Genomic DNA, 21400 nt, shown 5'->3' with positions numbered 1-21400 from the left:
CGGCGCAAATCAGCGCACGTGAGCGGGGTCTGGTGCGTCGAGCTGCAAGGCGGAGGAGGGCGTCGACGCCATGGGGGTCCCCTGCTCGAGCGAAGCCGATAGCTCGGGGGAGTCGGCAACCGACGACAACGCCGCAGATCGGCGTGCCAGACCCCGCGTCTGCAACATGATCCGCCTGACAGGCCCTAGCAGTGCAGTCAACATGCTGATACTCCGCCGCCGTCCCCCAGGGTGACCATGAGAGCCAGCTGAGTCAGCGATGCCGGAGAAGACGATGAGCCTTGACTTTGACGTGTTCGTGGTGGATCCCAAGCCGATCCCGAGTGCGGTACCGGGATTCGAGGAGGTGGTGGGCCCGGCGACCTGGCCGCCGTCCACATCGACGCTGATCAGAGATGACGACGGTGCCGTGCTGGTCGACTGCCTCATCACCGTGCGGGAGGCCCGGGAGCTGGCGGCGTGGGTGAAGTCCCACGACTGCGAGCCCGAGTACGTGTACATCACCCATCCGCACGCCGACCACCTCCTCGGGCTGCCGGAGATCCTCGCGGCGTTCCCGCAGGCGAGGCCGGTGGCCCTGGCCGAGTCCATCCCCGCGATGCAGGAGCAGATCTCAGCGGGGTACATGCAGATCTGGGGCGGGTTCTTCCCCGGCCAGTTGACGGGCGAGCCCGTCCCGCCCGGGCCGCTGACCGGCAACACGATCCCGATCGGAGGATCGTCGGCCACGGTGATCCCGGTCGGGACCAGCGACACCGTGCATTCCAGCGTCGTCCATGTCCCGGACCTGAGCCTGGTCGTCTCCGGTGACGTCGTCTACAACCGGACGCACATGTGGCTGATGGGATCGACACCGGACTCCCGGGCCGACTGGGCGCGGGCGCTGGACGCCGTGGCGGCGCTGGAGGCCGACACCCTGATCGCCGGCCACCGCGATCCACGGGCCCCCGACGACGACGCACGCCGCCAGATCGACGAAAGCCGCCGCTACCTGGCCGATTTCGAGACAGCGCTGGAACGCAGCTCCGCACCGCGCGAGCTCATCGACCGTATGACGGCCGCCCATCCCGAGCTGGCGAACCCCTACACCCTGTGGATCGCGGCCCACGACCTGCTCGGCACCGGAACCTGACACGGACAGCCAGGACGGATCGCCGAACCATGCCCGGGGAGACCAGAGAAGCGGTCGGCCTGGAACCGGCCGCGGAAGGCCGCGGCACGCGGGTGCTGAACCTGCGCAGAATGACGGCCCGCCGGACCGACGAGGCGTACCGGTCCTCCACCCCGCTGGAACTGTTCTTCGACCTCTGTTTCGTCGCCGCCGTCGCGCAGGCCGCCTCCCATCTGCATCACGACCTGAGCGGTGGGCACCTCGGCCATGCCGTGGGCAACTACCTCTGGGTGTTCTTCGCGATCTGGTGGGCCTGGGGAAACTTCACCTGGTTCGCCTCCGCGTACGACAACGACGACGACCCCTATCGCCTGCTGACCATGGTGCAGATCGCCGGGGCGCTGACCTTGGCCGCCGGCGTACCCCGGGCCTTCGAGTCCGGCGACTATCTCGTCATCACCCTCGGCTACGTGATCCTGCGGCTGGCCATGGTCATGCAGTGGCTGCGGGCGGCCAGGGCCGATCCGGAACGGCGCACGACCACCCTGCGGTACGCCGTCGGCTACGCCCTGGTACAGGCCGGATGGGTCGCTCGCCTCTCCTTCGACCAGCCGACGTACCTCTATGTCGGGCTGGCGCTGGCCGTGGGCGAGTTGCTGGTCCCGATCTGGGCCGAGCGGGCGCAGGTGACGACCTTTCACCCGGAGCACATCACCGAGCGGTTCGGGCTGTTCACCATGATCGTGCTCGGCGAGGCGGTGCTGGCCGCGACCATCGCGGTGCAGACCGCGGCCGACTCGCGCGACAGCACCGACGTCGACCTGCTGGTCCTGGCCGGCAGCGGTCTGCTGCTCATCTTCAGCCTGTGGTGGCTCTACTTCGACCGGACCACCCAGCGCATGCTGGGCTCCATGTCCACGACGATCATCTGGGGCTACGGCCACTACCTCGTCTTCGCCTCGACCGCGGCGATCGGCGCCGGACTCGCCGTCGCCGTCGACGCCCTCATCGGCCATGCGCACGTCACCCACCTGCAGCAGGGCTTGGCTGTCGGGATACCCCTCGCCGCCTGGATCGCGACGGTCTGGTGGCTGCGCGTAGGCCCGCCGCTGCGCGGTCCCGTCGTGGCGGCCTCGCCCGTGGCCGCGGTTCTGGTGCTGGGCGCGGCCTGGACCTCCGCGGCCGTTCCCCTGATGGCCACCATCACCGCGGCGCTGGCGGCAGTGAAGACCTGGGCCGTGCGGCGGACGGACTGATCACTCGACGCCGGGACGTACTTCGTTCTCTGACAGCGCGCGTCCGCGACGCTCCTGTCGGGACCACACGTACGCAACCGCAACGCCGCTTCAACAGCTGATCTCCCCACGAGTCGCCCGTGCGCAGCAAGCGCCGTCAGCGGCACCGACCTCTCCCCTTCCGGGGTTCCGTGCCCACCGCGTGCCCGTAAGGACGGAAACCCACGGTCGACAGCGGTGCGATCCGACCCACACGACCACGCAAAGAACCCGGCATCTGTGCTGGTCAGGGCCATACGGCTCGCCCAGGCGCCGGCGCTTCCCAAGCTGAGAGTGCGAGTTCGATTCTCGCCACCCGCTCCATGATGTGGACGACGTTGCATTCGGCGTGATGCGTGACGGGCTGGTCGGCTACCAGTGGCGTGGGAGACCTGTACTTCAGTCCGGGAGGCAGGAGCGAAACCGGCGCAGCAGTTCAAGGGCGGCAGGGCTCTCCGCGTCGAAGGTCTGGCCTTGTTGTTCGACAGGAAGGTCCGGCCCCCAGATGCGGGCACCGTGACAGCGGAAGCAGAAGGCGATCTCGAAGAGCTGAGCGGTGGAGTTGTGCGCCCGGATTCCCCAGCCGGGGAGGAAGCAGCGGTACAGCTCACTGCCTGGTAGGTCGGCGATCAGAGACAGGGCCTGCTGGGCTTGGTCGCCCTCCCAGATGGCGGCAGTGTCGCCCGCCAGGTCCTCCGAACTGAGGTGCCTGGCCGGATCGGTGATGCGGACGACCTCGATGAGCTCGGTCTTCCCATGGGTTAGCGGCAGCAGCATGCCCCCAGACTCTCCGATCGCGACTTCGCTGACCAGCGACGGCCAGAAGGCAAGACTTTCGGAGCCTCAGGTGGGGAGCCTGCGGTAGCAGATGAGGGCTGCGGCGATGCCGGCGAAGGCGAGGAAGTGCTCGGGCTCGCGTTCGTGACGCCGGCGCAGGCGGCGGAATCCGCCCACCCAGCTCACGGTCCGCTCGACGGTCCACCGGTGCCGTCCCAGTCGGGCCGAGGACTCGATGCCCCTGCGGGCAATGCGCGGCACGATATGGCGAGCTCGGAGCCATTGCCACAGGTGGTCGTAGTCGTAGCCCTTGTCCGCATGGAGCTTGGCGGGCCTACGCCGCCGGGGACCGCGGCGGGATCGGATCGGTCGAATCCCGCGCACTAGGGGTTCAAGTCCCCGGCTGTCGTGGGTGTTTGCAGCGGAGATCCCGATCGAGAGGGGCAGACCGTTCTGTTCTGTGACTGAAGGGATCTTCGAGACTTTCTTGCCTCGGTCCACAGACATCCCACGCGGGTAACGCGTCAAGCGGCTTGCGCCGGGAGGGGCTCCTCCAAGCTGGTTGGGAAAGGCCTTCACCTCGTCGTAGTACTCGCCGTGTTGGAGGCAGTGGAAGAGCATCCCGATGAAGCGGTTGAAGAGACAACTCAGGGTCCCAACTCGTCAAGCTGTGGCCGTCAGCCCGCTGTGTAGCCTGTCGATCTGTTCGAACGGGGTGAGGGTGGGACGTGGAGACGTTGGTGGAGGAGGCCGTCGCGAAGGCGCTTCGTGACGGAGGCGGCGAGGCGATTCGCCTGTATGTCTCCGCCTGCACCGAACGTATGGCGCCACTGTTCGTGGGCCTGCGGGCGGGCGAGCCGGGTCGGGAAGCCGACCTGGACTTCTATGCGGAGTCCGTGCGCGATCTTTGGTATGTCGACCGGCCGCTCGCCGACGCCGCCGAGCGCGTACGCCTGCTGGAACGGTTCCCGGAGCTTCAGCCGGGCGAGGAGGGGATCACTGATGTCGCCGACACCTACGCCTTCTTCGCTGTCCTCTGCCTGCGGTATGCCTTGCTGGCCCACGGGTCAGGAAGCGCTGATGACGCGGTGTCCTGCGGCCATGCGGCGCTCACCGCGATGGGGATGCTGGACCAGAACGTGGCGGGTGCCAGCCTTCTCGCCGAGGAACAACGGCTCCAGTCCCTCTCGCTGAACGGTGACGCCTCAGGCCTGTGGGACGCGAGCGTCACGGCAGGGCGGGAGAGGTTCCGTGCTGTGCTGGGCCGCCTGCCCCGCTAGGCATGCTCCTGATCACTGCCGGTGAGATACGGCCTCTGGCTATGCGGCCGCTGTGCCCACCTCGTCGGGTGGAACTGGGAAGGCCAGTGCCTCACCATATCGATGGCTCTGTTGGAGGCAGTGGTAGAGCTGGCCGATCATGCGGTTGAAAAGACACCTTGAAGCGCTCCGGGAATGTTCTCAGAGCAGGCGAGGTCTTCGAGGGTCTGGTAAACGACGGCATGCCGGGCCAGGAGATCGTGCCACTCCTTGACCAATTGCTGCTCGCCGCACAACAGTCATGCGACCTCCATACCATGCACCGGCATTTAATGTACATACATTAGATGTACTTGCATTCAGATTAGGAGCATGTCAGCGTATCGGCATGAGTCCTTCCGCACCACCGCCCTTGTCCACGTCCTCGCCTACATGGGACGCACGGCTGTGGGGGGTCCTGCTCACCGTCTCGATCGTCGGATTCCTCGACGCGCTGGACGTGAACATGGTGGGCGTCGCCCTGCCCTCGATCCAGGCCGACCTCGGCCTGTCCACAAGCGCACTGCAGTGGATCGTCAGCGGTTACGTCCTCGGCTACGGCGGCTTTCTACTGCTGGGCGGACGCGCCGCCGACATCCTCGGCCGCCGCCGCGTCTTCCTGGTGGCGGTCGCCGTCTTCGCCCTGACCTCGCTGGTCGGCGGCCTGGTCGACGACGGGAGCCTGCTGATCGTCGCCCGTCTCCTGAAGGGCGTGTCGGCGGCGTTCACCCTACCGGCGGCGTTGTCCATCATCACGACCACGTTCACCGAGGGGCCGGCCCGCAACAAGGCGATCGGGATCTACACGCTCATGGGTGCCAGCGGCTTCTCAAGCGGCCTGGTGCTGTCCGGTGCGCTGACCGAGCTCGGCTGGCGCTGGACATTCCTCCTGCCGGTGCCCGTGGCGCTGATCGCTCTGGCAGCGGCCATCCGCGTCCTGCCCAAGGACGGCCCGCGCACCGTCGGCAGCTACGACCTGCCCGGCGCACTCACCCTGGTTGCCGGAATGCTGCTGCTCGTCTACGTCGTGGTCGAAGCGCCGCAGAAGGGCTGGACCACGGCGAGCACGCTGGTGCAGTTCGGGCTCGCAGCCGCACTGCTGGCCGCCTTCGTAGTGATCGAGCTCCGCGGCGCGCAGCCGCTGATCCGTCTGGGCATCCTGCGCTCCAGCTCCCTGGTGCGTGCCAACGTGGGCCTGTCGGTGTTCTTCGGCGCCTACGTCGGCTTCCAGTTCGTGGCGACGCTGTACTTCCAGCAGGTACTGCAGTGGTCGGCGCTGCAGACCGCGCTCGGCTTCCTTCCCGCCGCCGCCATCGTCACTGTCGCCTCGCCGCGCATCCCGCAACTGATCGCACGATTCGGCACCTCGCGCAGCATCATCGCCGGCGTCATTACGCATGTGGCCGCCTACGCGCTCTTCCTGGCCATCGCCCGGGACCACCCCTACGCCGTGGGTGTGCTGCCCAGCATGCTCCTGCTCAGCATCGGCATGACACTGGCGTTCGCGCCCTTCCAGATAGAGGGCACCTCGGGAATCCCTGACCACGAACAAGGCCTGGCCGGCGGCCTGCTGAACACCTCCATGCAGATCGGCGGCGCGATCGGCCTCGCCATCGTCACCGCGGTCCTCACCGCAGGAAACGAAGGCAAGAGCGGGCCCGACGCTCTGCTCGCCGGTTTCACCCCCGCCATGATCACCGTCACCGTTCTCGCGGCCATCGGCCTGCTCACCGCCCTGTCCGGAACGCTGGGACGCCGCAGGGCGACTGCGCGGACGGACAGGAGCGCCGACCAACCGGAGCTCGACAAGGCGCCCGAGATCACCAGGTGACGGCCGACCACCGAGCCTGAACTGCCCCTTCCTTCCGCAGACTTGAAAGGCAAGACCACTCATATGAGCAAGATCGTCCGATTTCACGCCACCGGCGGCCCCGAGGTCCTGACCCTGGACGACATCGAGATCCGCGAACCCGGACAGAGCGAGATCCGCGTCCGCACCAGGGCTCTCGGGGTGAACCGAGCGGATGCCATGCTCCGCAACAACCACCTCGTGGAGCTTCCCTCCGGTATCGGATGGGAGGCCTCCGGTGAGGTCGACGCCATCGGCCCAGACGTCGAAGGTTTCACCGTCGGCGATGCCGTCAGCATGATCCCGTGCTTCAGGCCCATCGACTACCCCATCCACGGCGAGCTGGCCATCGCGCCCGCCACCGCGGTGGTCAAGCACCCCGACACACTGTCCTGGGAGCAGGCCGCGGCCTTGTGGGGGCAGTACCTGACCGCCTATGGCGCCCTCATCGAGACCGCGGACCTGAAGGCCGGTGACACGGTGCTCATCCCGGCGGCCTCCAGCAGCGTCGGGCTGGCCGCGATCCAGGTGGCCCGCAGCGTGGGGGCCCGGCCCGTGGCACTGACCCGCACCAGCGCCAAGCGCCGGCGGCTCCTGGACGAAGGCGCCGAGGCAGTGATCGTCACGGGCGAGGAAGACGTGGTCACCCGCGTGAACAAGCTCACCGACGGCCACGGCGCCCGCGTCATCTTCGACCCCGTGGGAGGACCTGCTCTGGCGGGCTTGACCGGCGCCGCCGCGCCCGGCGGGACCATGATCATCTACGGTGCGCTGAGCAGCGAGCTCACGACAGTGCCGGTGTGGGGGTTGATCGGCAAGAGCCTCACCATCCGGGGATACAAGGTCTTCGATCTCACTACCGACGTCGAACGCCGCAAGGTCGCCGTCGACTGGGTCCTCGACGGCCTTGCCCGCGAGACCCTGCGACCGGTCATCGACACCGTCTTCCCGCTGGAGGACATCGTCGGGGCCCACCGTCGTCTCGAGTCCGGGTCCCAGGTCGGCAAGATCGTCGTGACCGTCCCCCGCTGACCCGACACACCTCATAGGCGCCAAGAACCGCGTCTTCGCTTACACAACGCAAGTTACTCGTCTTAGGAGATGTCCACCCATGCGATACACCACCTTCGGGCGCAACAACGGCCTGCGCGTGTCCGAGTACGGCCTCGGCACCGCCAATTTCGGCACCGGCTGGCGCGCCGGTGGCGGCTGGGGCCCCGGTGCCGAGCCCGCCGAGGCCCGCAAGATCTTCGACCGGTTCGCCGAAGCCGGCGGCACGCTCATCGACACCGCCGAGAACTATCAGGCCGGCGAATCCGAGCAGTTGCTCGGCGAGTTCCTGGGCTCCGACCGGGACCACTTCGTGCTGACGGGCAAGTACAGCATGAACGGCGTCGGACCGCTGACCGTCTCCAACACCGGCAACAGCCGCCGGAACATGGTCCAGGCTCTCGAGGCCAGCCTGCGCCGCCTGAACACCGATCACCTGGACATGTACTGGGTGCACGCCCCTGACGGCCTGACCCCGATGGAGGAGATCCTGCGCGGCCTGGACGACCTGGTCAGCGCTGGAAAGATCCGCTATTTCGGGCTGTCGAACTTCCCGGCCTGGCGGGTGTCGCGCGCCGCCGCCATCGCCGAGCTGCGCGGCTGGTCCCCGGTCGCCGGTATCCAGGTCGAGTACAGCCTGGTCGAGCGCACCGCCGAGCGGGAGCAGCTGCCAATGGCGCAGGCGCTTGGCCTGGGCGCGGCGCTGTGGAGCCCGCTCGGCGGCGGTCTGCTGACCGGCAAGTACCGCCAGGGCGCCACCGGCCGGATCAGCGACCTCAAGGCCGTCGGGTTCTTCGAGGAGACCGCGCAGAAGACCGCGATCGTCGACGCCGTCGTCGACGTCGCGGCCGAGCTCGACGTGCCGGCCTCCCATGTCGCCATCGCCTGGATGCGGCAGCAGGGCGCGCGGGCGGCCACGGCGTACGTGCCGATCATCGGCCCGCGCACCGTCGCGCAACTCGACGACTACCTGGACGCACTGGACGTGACGCTGACCCCGGCGCAGTTCGCCCGGCTCGACGAGGTGAGCGCGATCAGGCTCGGCACCCCGCACGAGCTGAACGCGTGGATCACGAGCCCCATCCGCGGCGGTGACGCAAGCGTGATCGACGAGCCCGCGATCCCGGTAGCGTGATCTCAGGCGGCGGGCCAGTTTCGAGGACATGGAGTGACCCGATCGCGCGCCCAGCCTGGAGTACGTCGGCGAGTGGTGGAGCATGCTGATCATGCCTGATGCCTTCGACGGCTTCACCCGCTTCGACGAGTTCGAGCGCAGCCTCGGCATCGCCCCGAACATGCTGACCGCCGCTTGAAATCCCTGCTGGACGCCGGCCCACTGGAGCGCCGCCGCTACCAAATCCGGCCGCCGCGCTACGAGTACGTCCTCATGGTGACCGGGCGCAGCCCGCGCCCGGTCACCATGGATTGAAGAGCCGTCTGCTGGGGTGGGCGTGCCGTGGACAACAAGGCTTGTTCGAGCGGGGCACCACCGTCGATCAGGGCCGTCTCGCCTCCTGAATTCACCGTACTGACCAGCTCTGGTAACGGAGCGTGAGAACGGCAAGGGAGGGTGCCACTACCTGTGATCTGGTTTGACTAGAACTGGATCATGCTGGGGAGGAGCCACCCTCCGTCACTGTCGGCGGGTGGGCGGAAGCTGGTGGGCAAGGCGGGGATCGTGCCGGTGCGCAGGCTGGCGGACAAAACCGGGCTGACCGACGCGCTGTCGTCGGCGCTGGTGCGCAGGGACTTCCATCCGGTCCACCACCGGGCCGGGGTGCTGGTGAGTGCAGCGTGCGCGGTACTGCTCGGGGCGCGCTCGATCGCCGGGATCGATGTGATGCGGCACGCCGCGCTGGTGCCGGGGCATCCGCCCTCCGTCTCCACGCTGTACCGCACCGTGGACCAGGTCGGTCCGGTCCAGCTCGCGAAGATCGCCTCCGCCCGCGCCAGGGTCCGTTCCCGCGTGCACGGCCTGCTCGACCTGCGCCCCGGCGGCTTCAAGGTAGGTGATGTCTCCCACATGCCTGGTGTTCGGCTCCTGGGCAGCAATGTCCCGCTGGAGCAGGTCCGGCACCGGTGTCGCCGACGGCTCGGGAATGGGGGTGCGGACCTTCTTGTACAGGTGCAGTGCGACGATGTGGAACGTGCGCATGACGCGCTCGACCCGCTTGTGATTGACCGGCCTCCCGGCCTCCTTCAGCTCGGCGGTGACGCGCGGAACCCCATAGGTGCCGTCCGATTCCTGATGGATCCGGTCGATGTCCTCGGCGAGCTCGGCATCCGCCCTCGTCCCACCGGCCCGCGCGGATGCGCCAGCCCGCCACCGGTAGAAGCCGGACCGCGAGACCGCAAGTATCCGGCACAGCCGCTTGACGCCGAAGGCGCCACGGTGATCCTCGACGAACTGGAAGCGGCTGCTCACCAACTGGTCTCCGCCGCAAAATACTTCGCGACCCTCCGCAGGATCTCCCGCTCGAGCTCGAGTTCCTTCACCCGCGCCCGCAGCTGCCAGTTCTCCTTCTCCATCGCGGTCGCCTCCACCGCCCCGGGCCGAGCTGCTGCTCGGGAGGTGAAGTGGAGACCCGCCGCTGGGACTTCATCTCTGACAACTGCTCCGACGTCGTCGTGAAGCGGCTGTGTCGGGTCCTTGGGGTGTCCCGCTCCGGCTTCTACCGGCACCGGGCGACTGCCCCGCCCGCGCCGAGCGCCAGGCGTCCGACAATCGGGCGGTCGCGGAGATCCGCGCCATCCACGCCGAACACCACGGCACTTACGGCGGCCCACGTGTGCATGCCGAACTCCGGTCGCGCGGGCAAAAAATCAACCGCAAGCGTGTGGCCCGGCTGATGCGCGTCAACCACACCGTCGGCCGGCACCTGCGGCGCAGGAAGCGCGCCACGATCGCGGACAAGACGGCACCTCCTGCCCCGGACCTGCTGATGCGCGACTTCGGCGCGGACGCGCTGAACACCAAGTGGTGCGGCGACATCACCTGCGTAGCCGTCGGCTCCACCTGGCTGTATCTCGCCACGGTCATCGACATCTGCTCGCGCCGCGTGATCGGCTGGGCGATCGCCGACCATATGCGCACGTCTCTCGTCACCGATGCGATCGAGATGGCAGTCGCCGCCCGCGGCGGCCACGTCCATGGCGTCGTCCTCCACACGGACAGGAGCGCCCAATACGTAAGCCGGACCTTCGCCGACGCCTGCCGACGGCACGGCATCCGCCGCAGCATGGGACGTGTCGGATCGAGCTATGACTGTCAGTCTTTTCGCACCGGAGCCCGCAAGGATCGGGTAGCCCCGGCTGAGGCGGTCTGACTCTTGCTTATGACTGACCCCGTGAGTGTCCTGGCGTTGATCTGTCGACCGCCCGGCCGGGCACGCAGCAAGCGCTGCCGCCGGACGGACGTGACCTGATAGAGCCTGGAGCCGACTCGCCAAAGCGTCCCCGCGCGTTGCCCGGACGCAGGTGCACGGCGAGCATCTCACGAGTGTGTCAGGCTGGAGACACCTCGGCTGCTGTCACATGACATCCGGTCCGCGACCAAGCCATCGCCTCGTGAATTGATCTCGTATAGTAGACCGGTCACCTAGTATCAGAACGCCTCCACCCCTCGAAGGGGGCCATCATGAGCACCCAAAGTCAGAAGGTCGCAGTCATCACCGGCGCCTCGCAGGGCATCGGAGCCGGACTGGTCGTCGCCTACCGCAAGCTTGGCTACGCCGTCGTCGCCACCTCACGCACCATCGCAGCCTCGCAGGATCCCGACATCCTCACCGTCCAGGGCGACATCGCCGACCGCGCCACCGCGGAACGCATCATCACCGCGGGCCTCGAACGGTTCGGCCGCATCGACACGCTGGTCAACAATGCCGGGATCTTCATCTCCAACGCGTTCACCGACTTCACCGAGGAGGACTACGACGCCGTAGTCGGCGTGAACCTGACCGGCTTCTTCCGGATCACCCAGCTCGCGATCCAGCAGATGCTGACCCAGGGCAGTGGTCACGTCGTACAGATCACCAGCACCCTGGCCGACCAGGCGAACTCCAACGTGAACTCCGTACTCGCGGCACTGACCAAGGGCGGTATGCAGTCCGCCACCAGAGCCCTCGCCATCGAGTACGCCACCCGCGGCATCCGCAGCAACGCCGTCGCCCTGGGCACCATCAAGACACCCATGACCGCGGGATACTGGGACGAGCTCGCCGCCCTGCATCCGGTAGGCCGCCTGGGCGAAGTGAGCGATGTCGTCGACGCGGTGGAGTACCTCGAGAACGCCCCGTTCGTCACCGGCGAGATCCTGCACGTCGACGGCGGCCAGATCGCCGGCCACTGAGCCGAAGACGGGCCTGTCAGCCACCATCCGATCCGCCAGGCCCACGTCCGGTTCGGATGGTCACAAAGCACCCCCGTGCTCGGGTGATCGGAACTGTTCGAATAAACGCTCGATATGCAAACGACCGAGCTACCTTTGAAAGTGAGAACACAGCCATGGATCTGAAGCTCGAAGTCTTCGTGCTGCCCGTCTCCGACATCGACCGGGCCAAGGCCTTCTACGAGAAGGCGGGATTCCGTCTGGACCTCGACAAGACCGCCAGCGAGGACTGGCGCGGTGTGCAGTGCACGCCGCCCGGCTCCGAGTGCTCGATCATCTTCGGCAAGGGAGTCACTTCCGCCGCGCCCGGCTCGGCCCAGGGTATATACCTGGTCGTCTCCGACATCGAGCAGGCACGCGCGGAGCTCGTCGAGCGCGGCATCGAGGTCAGTGAGATCTTCCACGACGCGGACTTCTTCTACCACGGCCACGAGGGGGGAGAGGTCATCCACGGGCTCGAGGGGCAGCAGCGGCTCGCCGGCCCTCAGCCCGAGCGCGCCTCCTACGGCTCCTTCGCCACCTTCAGCGACCCGGACGGCAACGGCTGGGTACTCCAGGAGATCACCGAGCGATTCCCCGGACGCTGACTCCTGCGAGGTTCCCAGTGACGACACGGCCTCGGCCAAGCGCCCGCCTCCGGACCGCGCGAAGGAGTTGAGGACGTCCGCCACTGCCCGCAACCGGCATGGCAACGCCGCCGCGTTGAAGGGTGACGCCACTGGTCAACTGGGTTGGACGTGCGAAACAGGACTCCTGTAAATCATCTTGCGACCAGGCTTGACGATCTTCGAAAGTCCCGTTGCACGAGAAACCTGTCAAATATGGAGCAGTGCTCAGGACTTGTGGAGCGGATACGAGCGTCTGCACGCCAGTCTGGGGGTGTCCGGCGTCCCCGGCTCCACGGGCACCAGCCTGATGTATCCGCTGCGGCGACTCGCCGACCTGCGTCATGTCCCCCTTCCACGCTCAGGCCCTGGCCTCGGCCAGCGAGGGCCGTCTGTGGGTTCTGGGGCACAGCGGAGCCACCTCCGGCATGGTCCGCAACCCGTCCACGGAGCCGGGCTGGACGCCAGGACACCGGCGGCGGAGGCAGTCCGTGGGCGCCCGCTGTTCATCTCCGATGGCCGATCGACGGCTGCCGACCCCGACTGGCCCGATGGCGGGTCACAGGCCGAGGTGTACCTTCCTCTCATCGGAAGCAGGAAGGTGGTCGGCGCCTGCTGTCTGTCGTTCCCAGGGTCCCCAGGCTTCCCGCCCGAGGAGAGGGCCGTCCTGAGCATGATGGCAGAACTGCTGGGCGCGGCGATGGAGCGCGTCGAACTGAGCACGAAGCAGCACGCAGTAGCCGCATATCTCCAAAGGCGGCTCCTGCCCCTACGCTCTCCGAACTGCCCCGGCTGACCACCGCCGCGCGGTACCGGCCCGCCACGGTCACGTCCAAGGTGGGCGGTGACTGGTACGACGTGATCAAACTGCCGGGTGAACGGACGGTGCTGGTCGTCAGCGACATGGAAGGCCACGCGATGGAGAGCGCGGCCGTCATGGGCCAACTGCGCGGGGCCGACCCGGGATCCGGTGCACAGGCGCTGCTCAGCTCCGGCAGCCGCGAGGCCGGGGCCGATCTCGAGCAGCTGGCCGACTACCTCATCACCGATGTCTCAAGCCCCCAGCAGCGCCGCGACGACGCGTTACTGCTGCCGGCCCGCTATGAAGGTGCCGTCGGCGAGGGCGCGCCGCGGACGTCGAACCTGCAGATCCAGCGTCGCAACCTGCGGGGGGTCAAGGCAGCAACGCAGCTTCGTGGACGATCGGATGAGCGCCTGGGGGCCGGCGGAGATGTCGGACGCTCTTCAGCTCATCGTCTCCGAGGTCGTGACCAACGCGCTCATCCACGCGGGCAGTGACGTCGACGTCCGGCCGCGGGCCTTCGCGGATCACGTCGGGCTGGAGGTGCGGAACTGCGACAGCCACCCGCCGGTTCCTTCGCCCCTGGCGCTCTGCGAAGAGGAGAACCCGGAGGCCGAGCACGGCTGCGGTCTCCTCGTCGTGGAGGCTCTGGCCGGACTGTGGAACAGCTCCCCGAACGGCCGGGGCAAGACAGTCTCGGTGGAGGTGCCCATCCCGGAAACTTGAGCCGGAACGCTCCTGCGCTGTCCATGCAAGCGCCTGATGCGGCGCGCTGGAGGCCGGTCGGTGGATGGGAATCCGGTGACTGCCCGGCAACCGGGGCTACGCTCTCCCACCCTCTCGGCAGCGGTGCAGAAGTCGTGCCTCACTCGGCCCAGGGCGTGAAGCCGGTCTGGAGGACGGCTTCGAGGGCTGCGCGCAACCGGGCTGCATCGTCGGCTCCGAAGCTCTCCTCGAACCGGTCCTGCATCTCCCGCCACAGCGGCAGCGCCGCCTTCATCCGGGAGACCCCCTCTGGCGTGATCGTAACGATCCGTGCGCGGCGGTCGGCCGCCGACGGCTCGACGGTCACCAGGCCCTCCCGCGCGAGCGGCTTGAGGTTCGAGGCCATCGTCGTACGGTCCATGGCGATCATCTCAGCGAGGCTGGTGATCGTCATTTCTCCGTGAGCACTGAGCTTCTGCAGGATGCTGAACTGCGTCGCACGAAGACCCACCGAAGCCAGAGCCTTGTCGTACGTCGCGCCGAGATACCGGGCCGCCTTACGCAGAGCCAGGTTGTTGCACGAATCGCCGGGATCCGTCGGTGTAGCGACCATCATCTCCTCCAGAGCTTCCTCACCGACGATAAGAGTATATGCGCGCACCATAAAGTGCCTGTTCAGACATACAGTGGCAATGATCCACAAACCGGCTGAATCGGCAATCACTCCTGCCGCCAGAGAAATAGGAGCATATGCTTCCTTTGTCTGGCGGCCACACCACGGCCTTCACTAGTCGGCCGACCAAAAGGCTCGTCGAGTCGGCTCAGACCCGCTGGCGCGCGATCACCGGCGCCCACCTCGCCGCCCTGGTTCGCGCGGGCGCCAAGTTCGAGAACGGCGTCCTGGTCGAGCGGCAGGAGCAGGCCGCATGAACCACCACGACACAGCGCAGGAGGAGCCGGCCGAGCACCACCGCTTCGCGGAGAGCCGCTCATCACGAGATACAACGAGCCCGGACTGCCGCCTTTGAGATGTTCGCTCCCGCGGAGGGTGAGCGGTTGCTCGACGCTGGGTGCGGCATCGGTGAGGTCGCACGGCAGCTGGGAGCGCGTGTGGGAGAAGAAGGGTCGGTTGCCGCGATCGACCTGTCCGAGGAAGTGAATTGCCGTTGCACGGTCTCGGAGCAGCGCCGGGCCGGTGGGCTATGCAGTCGGCGACATCACCTCACTTGATTTCCCGGACGGTCATTTCGACGGTGTGCGCTGCGAGCGTGTACTGCAACACGTGAGGGAACCTGACGCCGCGATCAAGGAGTTGATCCGGGTGACGCGCCCTCGGGGGCGCGTCTGCGTGATCGACACCGACTGGTCCTCCTCCGTCGCAAATGGGTTCGACCACCTCGACGAGGATATAGCCGAATTCTTCCCGGAGGACAATGATCCAGCGGCCGGACGAGCGATTCGCTCCCGCATGGTGAGAGCGGGTTTGCGACACACCACTGCGCTTCCGGTGGCGCTTCGCTTTACATCGCTTACGGACGCGGGCGTTGTAGTGCCGTTCTTCAACTGCGGGGCCATGCAAAGCCGCGTCCGTGCGGAGTTGATTGAACGCTTCTTCGCATCGGTCGAGCGGTCGGTCGATCGCGGAGGCCTCCTTTTCGCCTTCACTATGTGGATCGGCCTGGGACAGGTCCCCCTCGGGTCAATGCCACGTAACGTAAGTTGATCAGGCTTGTTGGGCGGCGGGTTCGTGCAGGTTGACCAGGCGGATGGTCGGCGGACCGGCGTGACGGGCGCCTGTGTCGCCAGAGCGTTTGACCCGGTAGCTGTTGTGTCGGGCGCGTTTGACCACGCGGGGGCAACTTCGGTACCGACGGCGGGGATGGAAGTTGCGGCGGGTGGTGATGTCGGTACCGACCTCGGCGAGGGTGGCGGCCAGGCGTTCAGGGGGAAAGCCCGCCGGGTCGGCGACCTGACGGCGGACGATCCGCACGGTCCGGGTGAATTTGACCCGGACCGGGTCTGTGTCGGCCTCGGTCGCGGCCTGGCAGACCAGCACCGAGATCGCGTAGTGGACCAGCAGGTAGCCGTAGATCTCCTGCTCGACCAACTGCGGACTCTTCGACCCCAGGATCTTTACCCCAGGATCTTTCCCGGCCCGCGCAGCTGCGGCTGCAGTTCCGCGTTCGCTCCCTCCTGCTCCCACCGGTCGGCGTAGGAGGAGGCCAGGTCCATGGCCGGTGCGGAGACAGGATCGAGGATGGTGGTGATCAGGCGGAGCAGCTCCCGGCCGGCGTCCATGCCACGGTCGGAACGTCGGCCACCACCCGCACCAGCCGGGCCCGGTCCGGATCGAGGTCAGCCTCAATCCAGGCGGCTTGAAGCAGCTGCCCGCGCACTGCGGCTTTCAGCTTCGGGTCGAAGACCAGCGACAGGTAAGAACCGTCGGGCAGGGTCGGCGACCTTGGACAGGGTCGGCCCGTCGGACATCCGCCACAAAACGTCCGCGCCGGATTCCGCCACGGTGCACGACTGGTCGAAACCGTAGAAGCCACGGTCGGCCAACAGCAGCATCCCCGGCTCCAGGCGGGGGAACAGCTCCATGGCCAGGGTCTGCGCTCCGCTGTGCTTGCCGGTGCTCGGTCCGATCGCCGCGGCCAGGGACGCGTGCCAGCCGCACTCGGCCAGCGTCAGCACCCGTACCTTCGGGAAGGCCGCAGGAACGGCGCTGCCGCCGGAGGAGCCGAAGGCCGCGGCGTTGGCGGGGGTGTCGGGCGCGTCCCACTCCACGCCGTCGGTCGATCACGATGACCCCGCCGTCGTGCGGAGCCGTCGCCGACTGTTCGCGCAGCAGCTCGAGCCGCCGGTCGTTGACCTGCTCGGCCTCCCAGGGGGACTCGGACAGGAAGAACTGCAGCCGCTGCACCCCCGGCATCCGCGCACCTGCCACCGGTTCCGCCCCTGCCAGGCAGGTGATGGTCTTGTTCCGCTCCCGCGGCGCCAGGAGCCCGGTCAGGTACTCGCGAAACCCCCGCCGCTGGGCCAGGCTGAAGAAGAGGTCGTCGAACCGGGCGGCGTACTCCTCCAACGGACCCGGCGCAGGCGGACACGTACGGCGAGCAGTCATCTCCAGCCCCCAGCAGAGCAGTTGACTCCTACCACCGCCGACCTACGACCAACCCGACCCGCAGGTCCACCCGGCCGTCGGCGACGTGCTGGAGCATCGCGTACTCCTAGGCGATCCGCACCGGGTCGTTAGTGGTGATCAGCGTCGTGGACATGGACAGCGTGATCTTCTTCGTCCGGGCGGCGACATGACCGAGGATCGTCGTGGGGGACGCGGGGATGAACGGCCGGTTGTGGTGCTCGCCGATGGCGAAGACGTCCAGGCCCACCTACTCGCTGGTGGCCAGCGCCCCGGCCATGTGGAAACCGTGCGGTCGCTGGTCGTGGACGTCCTGGGAGCGGAACGCATGGACCAGCTCGGGGACATCAGCCTCCGCCCCCTGGACGCCACCCCGCACCTGCGCCCGGATCTCCGCCCGGAATCGGAGAGAGGCAAGAAGGCCCGGTCCGTCCGCCGTACCGGATGACGAAATGCACCCGGCCCCTACTGCCGCGGCGCGGGCAGGCGGGGCCGGGTACTCCAGAGTGTCGCCGGGGCGGTCAGGCGGACTTGAGCTGTGCGGCGATCTGCACGACGCGCTCGGCCTGGATCCGGGCGGCGGTGCGGGTGACGTCGTCGACGGGGTTGTTGAGCTGGCCGTCCACGTGCGAGGTGCCGTACGGGTTGCCGTCCACGAACTTGGTCGGGTCGGTGAACCCGGGCGACGCGATGATGCCGCCGAAGTGGTGGACCGAGTTGTAGAGCGCGAGCAGGGTGGACTCCTGGCCCGCGTGCGCGGTCGCTGTGGAGACGAAGCCGCTGTAGACCTTGTTGGCCAGCTTGCCCTCGGCCCACAGGCCGCCCAGGGTGTCGATGAATTGCTTCAGCTGCGAGGAGACGTTGCCGAAGCGGGTCGGAGTACCGAAGATCACGGCGTCGGCCCACTCGACGTCGGCGGGGGTCGCGACGGGGACGTCCGCGGTGGCGGCGTGGTTGGCTGCCCAGGCCGGGTTGGAGTCGATGGCGGCCTGCGGGGCCAGTTCGGCGACCTTGAGCAGCCGGACCTCGGCGCCGGCCTTGAGACCGGCGTCGCACAGTTCCTTGGCGACCTCGGCGATGGTGCCGGTCGAGGAGTAGTAGACGATTACGAGCTTCACGGGGGTGGCCACAGGGCTCTCCGATTCGTTGTGTAGGTGCTTGGAGCAGTTGGCTGCGAGCGGTTGCGAACATAGACGACCGGTCTAGTACTCGTCAATCTGCATGCCTGCCGCTGGCCGCGTGCGGCTCCGGCGGCACGGCACCGGCCGCGCAGTCCGGCGGCGGCACGACCGCGGACCGGGCACGTCGGCGGGCAGTGCCGGATCGTCCACATCGAAAGGCTCGGGAGGGGGTACGGCCGGTATCCCAGGAATGTGCCACCGGCCGGCCGCACATCACCACGGCGAACTTCGACAGCGGTGCGGGCCACATCGGTTTCCAGTTCGTCTTCGAGAACACCGGCACGGCTCCCTGCACCCTGACCCGGCACCCAGGCGTCTCGTTCGTCGACACGCACGGCACCCGGCTCGGCAAGGCGCCAGCCGCACGCTGCCCGAAGACGCCTCCCGGGATCGTCACGCTGATCCCGAACGCCCATCCCTACGCCGAAGTGCAGGCCGTGAACGGCCAGGGCGGATACACGCCCGAAGAGTGCCGTCTCACTACGGTGCCGACCCTGCGCATCTGCCCGGGGACGCGCGCCCGAGCGCGCAGGTCAGGCGACGTGGTCTGCCGGGCCCGGATCGTTGGGGTGCGGCTGCACGGCGGTTACCACCGAGACCATCCAGGGCCACAGCGGCAGGGTGCCGAGCACCTTCTCGTACAGCTCCTGCTCGTCCGCGGCGCGCCACAAGCCGATGCTGCGCAGTTCGCCCACCGGGCGCCACAGCCTTACCAGGTGACCGGCGGCGGCCAGCTCCCCCGCCCGGACGGCTTCGTCGGCACGCCGGCGGTCGACCTCGGCCTGCAGGGTGCCCTCGGGAACGACGGTGGTGAGCTCGACCAGGAACTCCTTCATGACCTCTCCAATCTGTGGTGCTGCTGGGGCGCTTGAGCGGCGTGGGCCCGTCAGTCGTCGGCGGCGACCCGGGAGACGTGGTACTGGCGGATCCGCCAGCCGTCGCCGTCACGCAGGAGGACCAGCGACAGGTGCACGGACACCGCCCAGCCGTCCGGGTCGCGGAATGTGATGTCGGCGAAGCCGCCGGCCACGCCCTCACCGATCCGGTAGCCCTGGACGTCCGCGACGTGGGCGCTACGCTCGGCCGATACGGCCTCGTAGTAGGCACGTACGGCCTCCCGGCCGGAGACGACCACAGGCCCGAATCCCTGGAAGAGGGCGTCGGGGGTGAACAGGTCGGCCATGGCGGCCGGCCGGTGGCCGTCGAAGGCGGCCTTCCAGCGGCCCAGCACCTCGTGCATGGGGTGGTTCGATGCATCTTCACTCATGGTGATCAGCCCTCCTGGGGATGGGGTGCGCCGGAGGCGAAGGCGGCGCCGTGAAGGGAGTCGGCAGGGCCCGGCTCTGTCCGCTGGCACGGCGGCGGGCCGCCGGGGGCTGTCGCGGTTCCGTCCGGCAGAGCGGCCGCAGTGCGGAGTTCTGAATCCTAACCGACCGGTCTAGTATAGGATAGTCGAGCGGTCGTATACTGCCTTCATGGGACGCACCAGTGATGCCAAGGAAAAAATCATCAGTGCCGCGGAGTCGCTCATCGAGCTCCACGGTTATTCGGCGTTGGGCGTGGCCGAGATCTGCAAGGCGGCCGGAGTGCCCAAGGGCAGTTTTTATCACTTCTTCGAGTCCAAGGAGGCGCTCGCGCTGGCCGTGATCGACCAGCACTGGGCGGTCGAGCGCCGCGGGTGGACCGGCGTGCTGAACAGCGACGCGGAGCCGCTGGAGCGGCTGCGCCGACTGTTCGAACTAACGGAGGCGGCCCAGCGGACCGGCCAGCAGAACTGCGGAACCGTCTCGGGCTGCATGTTCGGGAACCTCACCCTGGAGATGAGCAACCAGACCGAGGCCATCCGCGCACGCCTGCAGGACATCTTCGACGCCCAAGTCGACATGGTCGACTCCCTCATCGGCGAGGCCCGCGAACGCGGCGAGGTCGTCGTCAGCGACACCCGTCAGACCGCCCGGTCGATCGTCGCCCAGCTCGAGGGTCAGGTGCTCTTCGCCAAGCTCTACAACAACACGTCCCTGGCCGACACCCTGTGGACGAACGCCCTGTCCCTGCTGGGCGCCCGGGCACCGCAGATGGCCGCCGAGGCCTGAGAACCGCGGGCGGGACCGCCCGCGCCAGAGAGACACACGTCCATGATTCCCGCATTCGCCGCCCTCGGGGCGCGCACGCCCCAGCGCGTGTGCGGCCTTGTACCAGCCGGCGGGGAAAGTCCAACCCTCCGCTCGACCGCGAGGCCAAGCGGCGGCTGGCGGTCATACGTGGGCCGATGCTCTCTGCGATGCCGAGAACGGGCAGGTCAGCGAAGAGAGAGTCAACCAGCGCAACGGCTACCGCCCGCGCGAGTGGGACACGAGGGCCGGCACGGTCGAGCTGGCCATCCCCAAGCTGCGGCAGGGCAGTTACTTCCCGCACGGGCTTCCGGACTTGCTGATGGTGACGTCGTGGTACCGCTTGAGGTAATGGATCAGCTCGCGCTGCGGTTCCAGGTCGTGTTGCCGCATCTGAACGAGCGTCAGCGACGTCTGATGTTGGGGCAGGAGGCGCGACTGCTCGGACACGGCGGGGTACGGGCCCTGGCGCGGGTGGCCGGGGTGAGCGAGACCACGGTCCGCAACGGTGTGTTCGAGCTGGAGGCCGGTGAGGATCCGCTGCAGGACGGCTGCGTCCGGCGCCCGGGGGGGGGGCCGCAAGCCCACCGAGGAACAAGATCCTTCCCTGGTTCCGGCGTCGCTGAGGCTGGTGGAACCGGACGAGCGGGGTGATCCGATGTCGCCCCTGCGCTGGACCACCAAGTCTCTGCGCAACCTGGCCGAGGAGCTGACCAGGCAAGGGCACCCGGTCTCCGCTCCAATCCAACTGTCGGCCGGCTGCTGAAGGAGCAGGGCTTCAGTCTGCAGGCCGGCGCCAAAACCTTGGAGGGCAAGCAACACCCCGATCGAGACGCTCAGTTCCGCTACATCCACGAACAGGTCAAGGAGCACCAGTCCGGCGGTCAGCCGGTGATCAGCATCGATGCCAAGAAGAAGGTAGGCGGTGGTCAGACCGGTGACATCGGCAAGATCCGCCAGCAAACGTGCGCCCGCGTGCCCGACCACCCCCGAACCGTCGGTGGAGACATGGAGCTTGGGACGAGAACCGATACCCTGCACGTAGAAAAAGCCTTCTGCTTGGACCGACAGAACCCCCTCGACAAGGTTCATCGTCCCAGCTCAGAAG

At 67.8% G+C, this 21400-nt stretch carries 25 protein-coding genes and 7 pseudogenes; 20 read left to right on the top strand and 12 right to left on the bottom strand.

The genetic code is table 11. The features are described from left to right. Positions 1–274 precede the first annotated feature (274 nt). Positions 275–1132, top strand: a complete 858-nt coding sequence (locus ACFVWD_RS33125) for an MBL fold metallo-hydrolase (RefSeq protein ID WP_389601443.1) — start codon at positions 275–277, stop codon at positions 1130–1132. A 29-nt stretch (positions 1133–1161) separates the two neighbouring features. Next, complete coding sequence (locus ACFVWD_RS33120) at positions 1162–2367, top strand: low temperature requirement protein A (protein WP_389601441.1); 1206 nt, start codon at positions 1162–1164, stop codon at positions 2365–2367. A 417-nt stretch (positions 2368–2784) separates the two neighbouring features. On the opposite strand, the gene ACFVWD_RS33115 is transcribed toward ACFVWD_RS33120, so the two are convergent. Both ACFVWD_RS33115 and ACFVWD_RS33110 read right to left on the bottom strand, forming a co-directional pair. Beyond that, positions 2785–3162, bottom strand: a complete 378-nt coding sequence (locus ACFVWD_RS33115) for a hypothetical protein (protein ID WP_389601439.1) — start codon at positions 3160–3162, stop codon at positions 2785–2787. A gap of 66 nt (positions 3163–3228) precedes the next feature. After that, positions 3229–3741: pseudogene (locus tag ACFVWD_RS33110) on the bottom strand (IS5 family transposase); the annotation flags it as partial. A gap of 149 nt (positions 3742–3890) precedes the next feature. Between ACFVWD_RS33110 and ACFVWD_RS33105 the strand changes: the two are divergent. From ACFVWD_RS33105 to ACFVWD_RS33085, 5 genes are all read left to right on the top strand, one after another. After that, positions 3891–4442, top strand: a complete 552-nt coding sequence (locus ACFVWD_RS33105; protein ID WP_389601437.1) for a hypothetical protein — start codon at positions 3891–3893, stop codon at positions 4440–4442. A 367-nt stretch (positions 4443–4809) separates the two neighbouring features. Next, entirely contained in the window at positions 4810–6291 is a 1482-nt protein-coding gene (locus tag ACFVWD_RS33100; RefSeq protein ID WP_389601435.1) for an MFS transporter, read from the top strand. Between the two features lie 63 nt (positions 6292–6354). Next, positions 6355–7341, top strand: coding sequence for a zinc-dependent alcohol dehydrogenase family protein (locus ACFVWD_RS33095; RefSeq protein ID WP_389601433.1), 987 nt, complete (start codon positions 6355–6357; stop codon positions 7339–7341). Positions 7342–7420: 79 nt separating this feature from the next. Beyond that, on the top strand, positions 7421–8494 hold the full coding sequence (locus tag ACFVWD_RS33090) for an aldo/keto reductase (protein WP_389601431.1): 1074 nt from the start codon (positions 7421–7423) through the stop codon (positions 8492–8494). A gap of 82 nt (positions 8495–8576) precedes the next feature. Beyond that, positions 8577–8672 carry a hypothetical protein gene (locus tag ACFVWD_RS33085; protein WP_382192630.1) on the top strand — a complete coding sequence of 32 codons (96 nt, stop codon included), beginning with the start codon at positions 8577–8579 and terminating at the stop codon, positions 8670–8672. A 320-nt stretch (positions 8673–8992) separates the two neighbouring features. Here the strand turns inward: ACFVWD_RS33085 and ACFVWD_RS33080 are convergent, their stop codons facing one another. Then, a complete protein-coding gene (locus tag ACFVWD_RS33080; RefSeq protein WP_389601429.1) occupies positions 8993–9784 on the bottom strand; it encodes an IS3 family transposase in 792 nt (263 codons plus the stop codon). 143 nt (positions 9785–9927) lie between these two features. Between ACFVWD_RS33080 and ACFVWD_RS33075 the strand changes: the two are divergent. The 6 genes and pseudogenes from ACFVWD_RS33075 to ACFVWD_RS33050 form a co-directional block, all read left to right on the top strand. Continuing rightward, a pseudogene (locus ACFVWD_RS33075) lies at positions 9928–10658 on the top strand (IS3 family transposase); the annotation flags it as partial. Between the two features lie 338 nt (positions 10659–10996). After that, a complete protein-coding gene (locus ACFVWD_RS33070; RefSeq protein WP_389601428.1) occupies positions 10997–11707 on the top strand; it encodes an SDR family NAD(P)-dependent oxidoreductase in 711 nt (236 codons plus the stop codon). 155 nt (positions 11708–11862) lie between these two features. Next, positions 11863–12333: a VOC family protein gene (locus ACFVWD_RS33065; RefSeq protein ID WP_389601426.1), complete on the top strand. Its 471-nt coding sequence runs from the start codon at positions 11863–11865 to the stop codon at positions 12331–12333. Positions 12334–12661: 328 nt separating this feature from the next. Beyond that, positions 12662–13147: a GAF domain-containing protein gene (locus ACFVWD_RS33060; protein ID WP_389601474.1), complete on the top strand. Its 486-nt coding sequence runs from the start codon at positions 12662–12664 to the stop codon at positions 13145–13147. A gap of 41 nt (positions 13148–13188) precedes the next feature. Beyond that, on the top strand, positions 13189–13650 hold the full coding sequence (locus ACFVWD_RS33055; RefSeq protein ID WP_389601425.1) for a hypothetical protein: 462 nt from the start codon (positions 13189–13191) through the stop codon (positions 13648–13650). Continuing rightward, positions 13619–13879 (top strand): ATP-binding protein, encoded by a 261-nt coding sequence (locus ACFVWD_RS33050; RefSeq protein WP_389601423.1) that lies wholly within the window; start codon positions 13619–13621, stop codon positions 13877–13879. Before ACFVWD_RS33055 ends, ACFVWD_RS33050 begins: the two co-directional genes overlap by 32 nt. 139 nt (positions 13880–14018) lie before the next feature. Here the strand turns inward: ACFVWD_RS33050 and ACFVWD_RS33045 are convergent, their stop codons facing one another. Continuing rightward, positions 14019–14582, bottom strand: a complete 564-nt coding sequence (locus ACFVWD_RS33045; protein WP_389601422.1) for a MarR family winged helix-turn-helix transcriptional regulator — start codon at positions 14580–14582, stop codon at positions 14019–14021. A gap of 26 nt (positions 14583–14608) precedes the next feature. Here ACFVWD_RS33045 and ACFVWD_RS33040 point away from each other — a divergent pair, with 26 nt between their 5' ends. Continuing rightward, the gene (locus ACFVWD_RS33040) at positions 14609–14788 is read left to right on the top strand and encodes a hypothetical protein (protein ID WP_389601420.1); all 180 of its coding nucleotides are present in this window, start codon (positions 14609–14611) and stop codon (positions 14786–14788) included. A gap of 229 nt (positions 14789–15017) precedes the next feature. Beyond that, on the top strand, positions 15018–15581 hold the full coding sequence (locus tag ACFVWD_RS33035) for a methyltransferase domain-containing protein (RefSeq protein WP_389601472.1): 564 nt from the start codon (positions 15018–15020) through the stop codon (positions 15579–15581). Here ACFVWD_RS33035 and ACFVWD_RS33030 read toward each other — a convergent pair whose 3' ends face one another. The 5 genes and pseudogenes from ACFVWD_RS33030 to ACFVWD_RS33010 form a co-directional block, all read right to left on the bottom strand. Next, a complete protein-coding gene (locus tag ACFVWD_RS33030; RefSeq protein WP_389601419.1) occupies positions 15582–15965 on the bottom strand; it encodes a hypothetical protein in 384 nt (127 codons plus the stop codon). It abuts the gene before it with no gap. Positions 15966–15991: 26 nt separating this feature from the next. Beyond that, positions 15992–16156 (bottom strand): hypothetical protein, encoded by a 165-nt coding sequence (locus ACFVWD_RS33025; RefSeq protein ID WP_389601418.1) that lies wholly within the window; start codon positions 16154–16156, stop codon positions 15992–15994. 63 nt (positions 16157–16219) lie between these two features. Next, positions 16220–16645, bottom strand: coding sequence for a hypothetical protein (locus tag ACFVWD_RS33020; protein ID WP_389601481.1), 426 nt, complete (start codon positions 16643–16645; stop codon positions 16220–16222). A gap of 19 nt (positions 16646–16664) precedes the next feature. Further along, a pseudogene (locus ACFVWD_RS33015) lies at positions 16665–16982 on the bottom strand (transposase); the annotation flags it as partial. Positions 16983–17091: 109 nt separating this feature from the next. Next, positions 17092–17250 (bottom strand): annotated as a pseudogene (locus tag ACFVWD_RS33010) (LLM class flavin-dependent oxidoreductase); the annotation flags it as partial. 39 nt (positions 17251–17289) lie between these two features. On the opposite strand from ACFVWD_RS33010, the gene ACFVWD_RS33005 reads away from it, so the two are divergent. Continuing rightward, positions 17290–17448, top strand: a complete 159-nt coding sequence (locus ACFVWD_RS33005; RefSeq protein WP_389601416.1) for a hypothetical protein — start codon at positions 17290–17292, stop codon at positions 17446–17448. Between the two features lie 73 nt (positions 17449–17521). Here the strand turns inward: ACFVWD_RS33005 and wrbA are convergent, their stop codons facing one another. Continuing rightward, positions 17522–18130 carry an NAD(P)H:quinone oxidoreductase gene (gene wrbA, locus ACFVWD_RS33000; protein ID WP_389601414.1) on the bottom strand — a complete coding sequence of 203 codons (609 nt, stop codon included), beginning with the start codon at positions 18128–18130 and terminating at the stop codon, positions 17522–17524. Positions 18131–18315: 185 nt separating this feature from the next. Between wrbA and ACFVWD_RS32995 the strand changes: the two are divergent. Further along, positions 18316–18693 (top strand): annotated as a pseudogene (locus tag ACFVWD_RS32995) (DUF4232 domain-containing protein); the annotation flags it as partial. A gap of 21 nt (positions 18694–18714) precedes the next feature. On the opposite strand, the gene ACFVWD_RS32990 reads toward ACFVWD_RS32995, so the two are convergent. Then, the gene (locus ACFVWD_RS32990) at positions 18715–19017 is read right to left on the bottom strand and encodes a muconolactone Delta-isomerase family protein (protein ID WP_389601413.1); all 303 of its coding nucleotides are present in this window, start codon (positions 19015–19017) and stop codon (positions 18715–18717) included. Positions 19018–19067: 50 nt separating this feature from the next. Continuing rightward, positions 19068–19448, bottom strand: a complete 381-nt coding sequence (locus tag ACFVWD_RS32985) for a YybH family protein (protein WP_389601411.1) — start codon at positions 19446–19448, stop codon at positions 19068–19070. Between the two features lie 208 nt (positions 19449–19656). Between ACFVWD_RS32985 and ACFVWD_RS32980 the strand changes: the two genes are divergently transcribed. From ACFVWD_RS32980 to ACFVWD_RS32970, 3 genes and pseudogenes are all read left to right on the top strand, one after another. After that, positions 19657–20274: a TetR/AcrR family transcriptional regulator gene (locus ACFVWD_RS32980; protein ID WP_389601409.1), complete on the top strand. Its 618-nt coding sequence runs from the start codon at positions 19657–19659 to the stop codon at positions 20272–20274. 214 nt (positions 20275–20488) lie between these two features. Continuing rightward, positions 20489–20593: pseudogene (locus ACFVWD_RS32975) on the top strand (transposase); the annotation flags it as partial. Positions 20594–20643: 50 nt separating this feature from the next. Continuing rightward, positions 20644–21243 (top strand): annotated as a pseudogene (locus ACFVWD_RS32970) (ISAzo13 family transposase); the annotation flags it as partial. Between the last annotated feature and the right edge of the window lie 157 nt (positions 21244–21400).

Origin of the sequence: Streptomyces sp. NPDC058086, assembly GCF_042885015.1 — a bacterium.
Classification (GTDB): domain Bacteria; phylum Actinomycetota; class Actinomycetes; order Streptomycetales; family Streptomycetaceae; genus Streptomyces.
The sequence above is the reverse complement of the archived record's forward strand: the minus strand, read 5'-3'. Positions and strand labels throughout refer to the sequence as shown.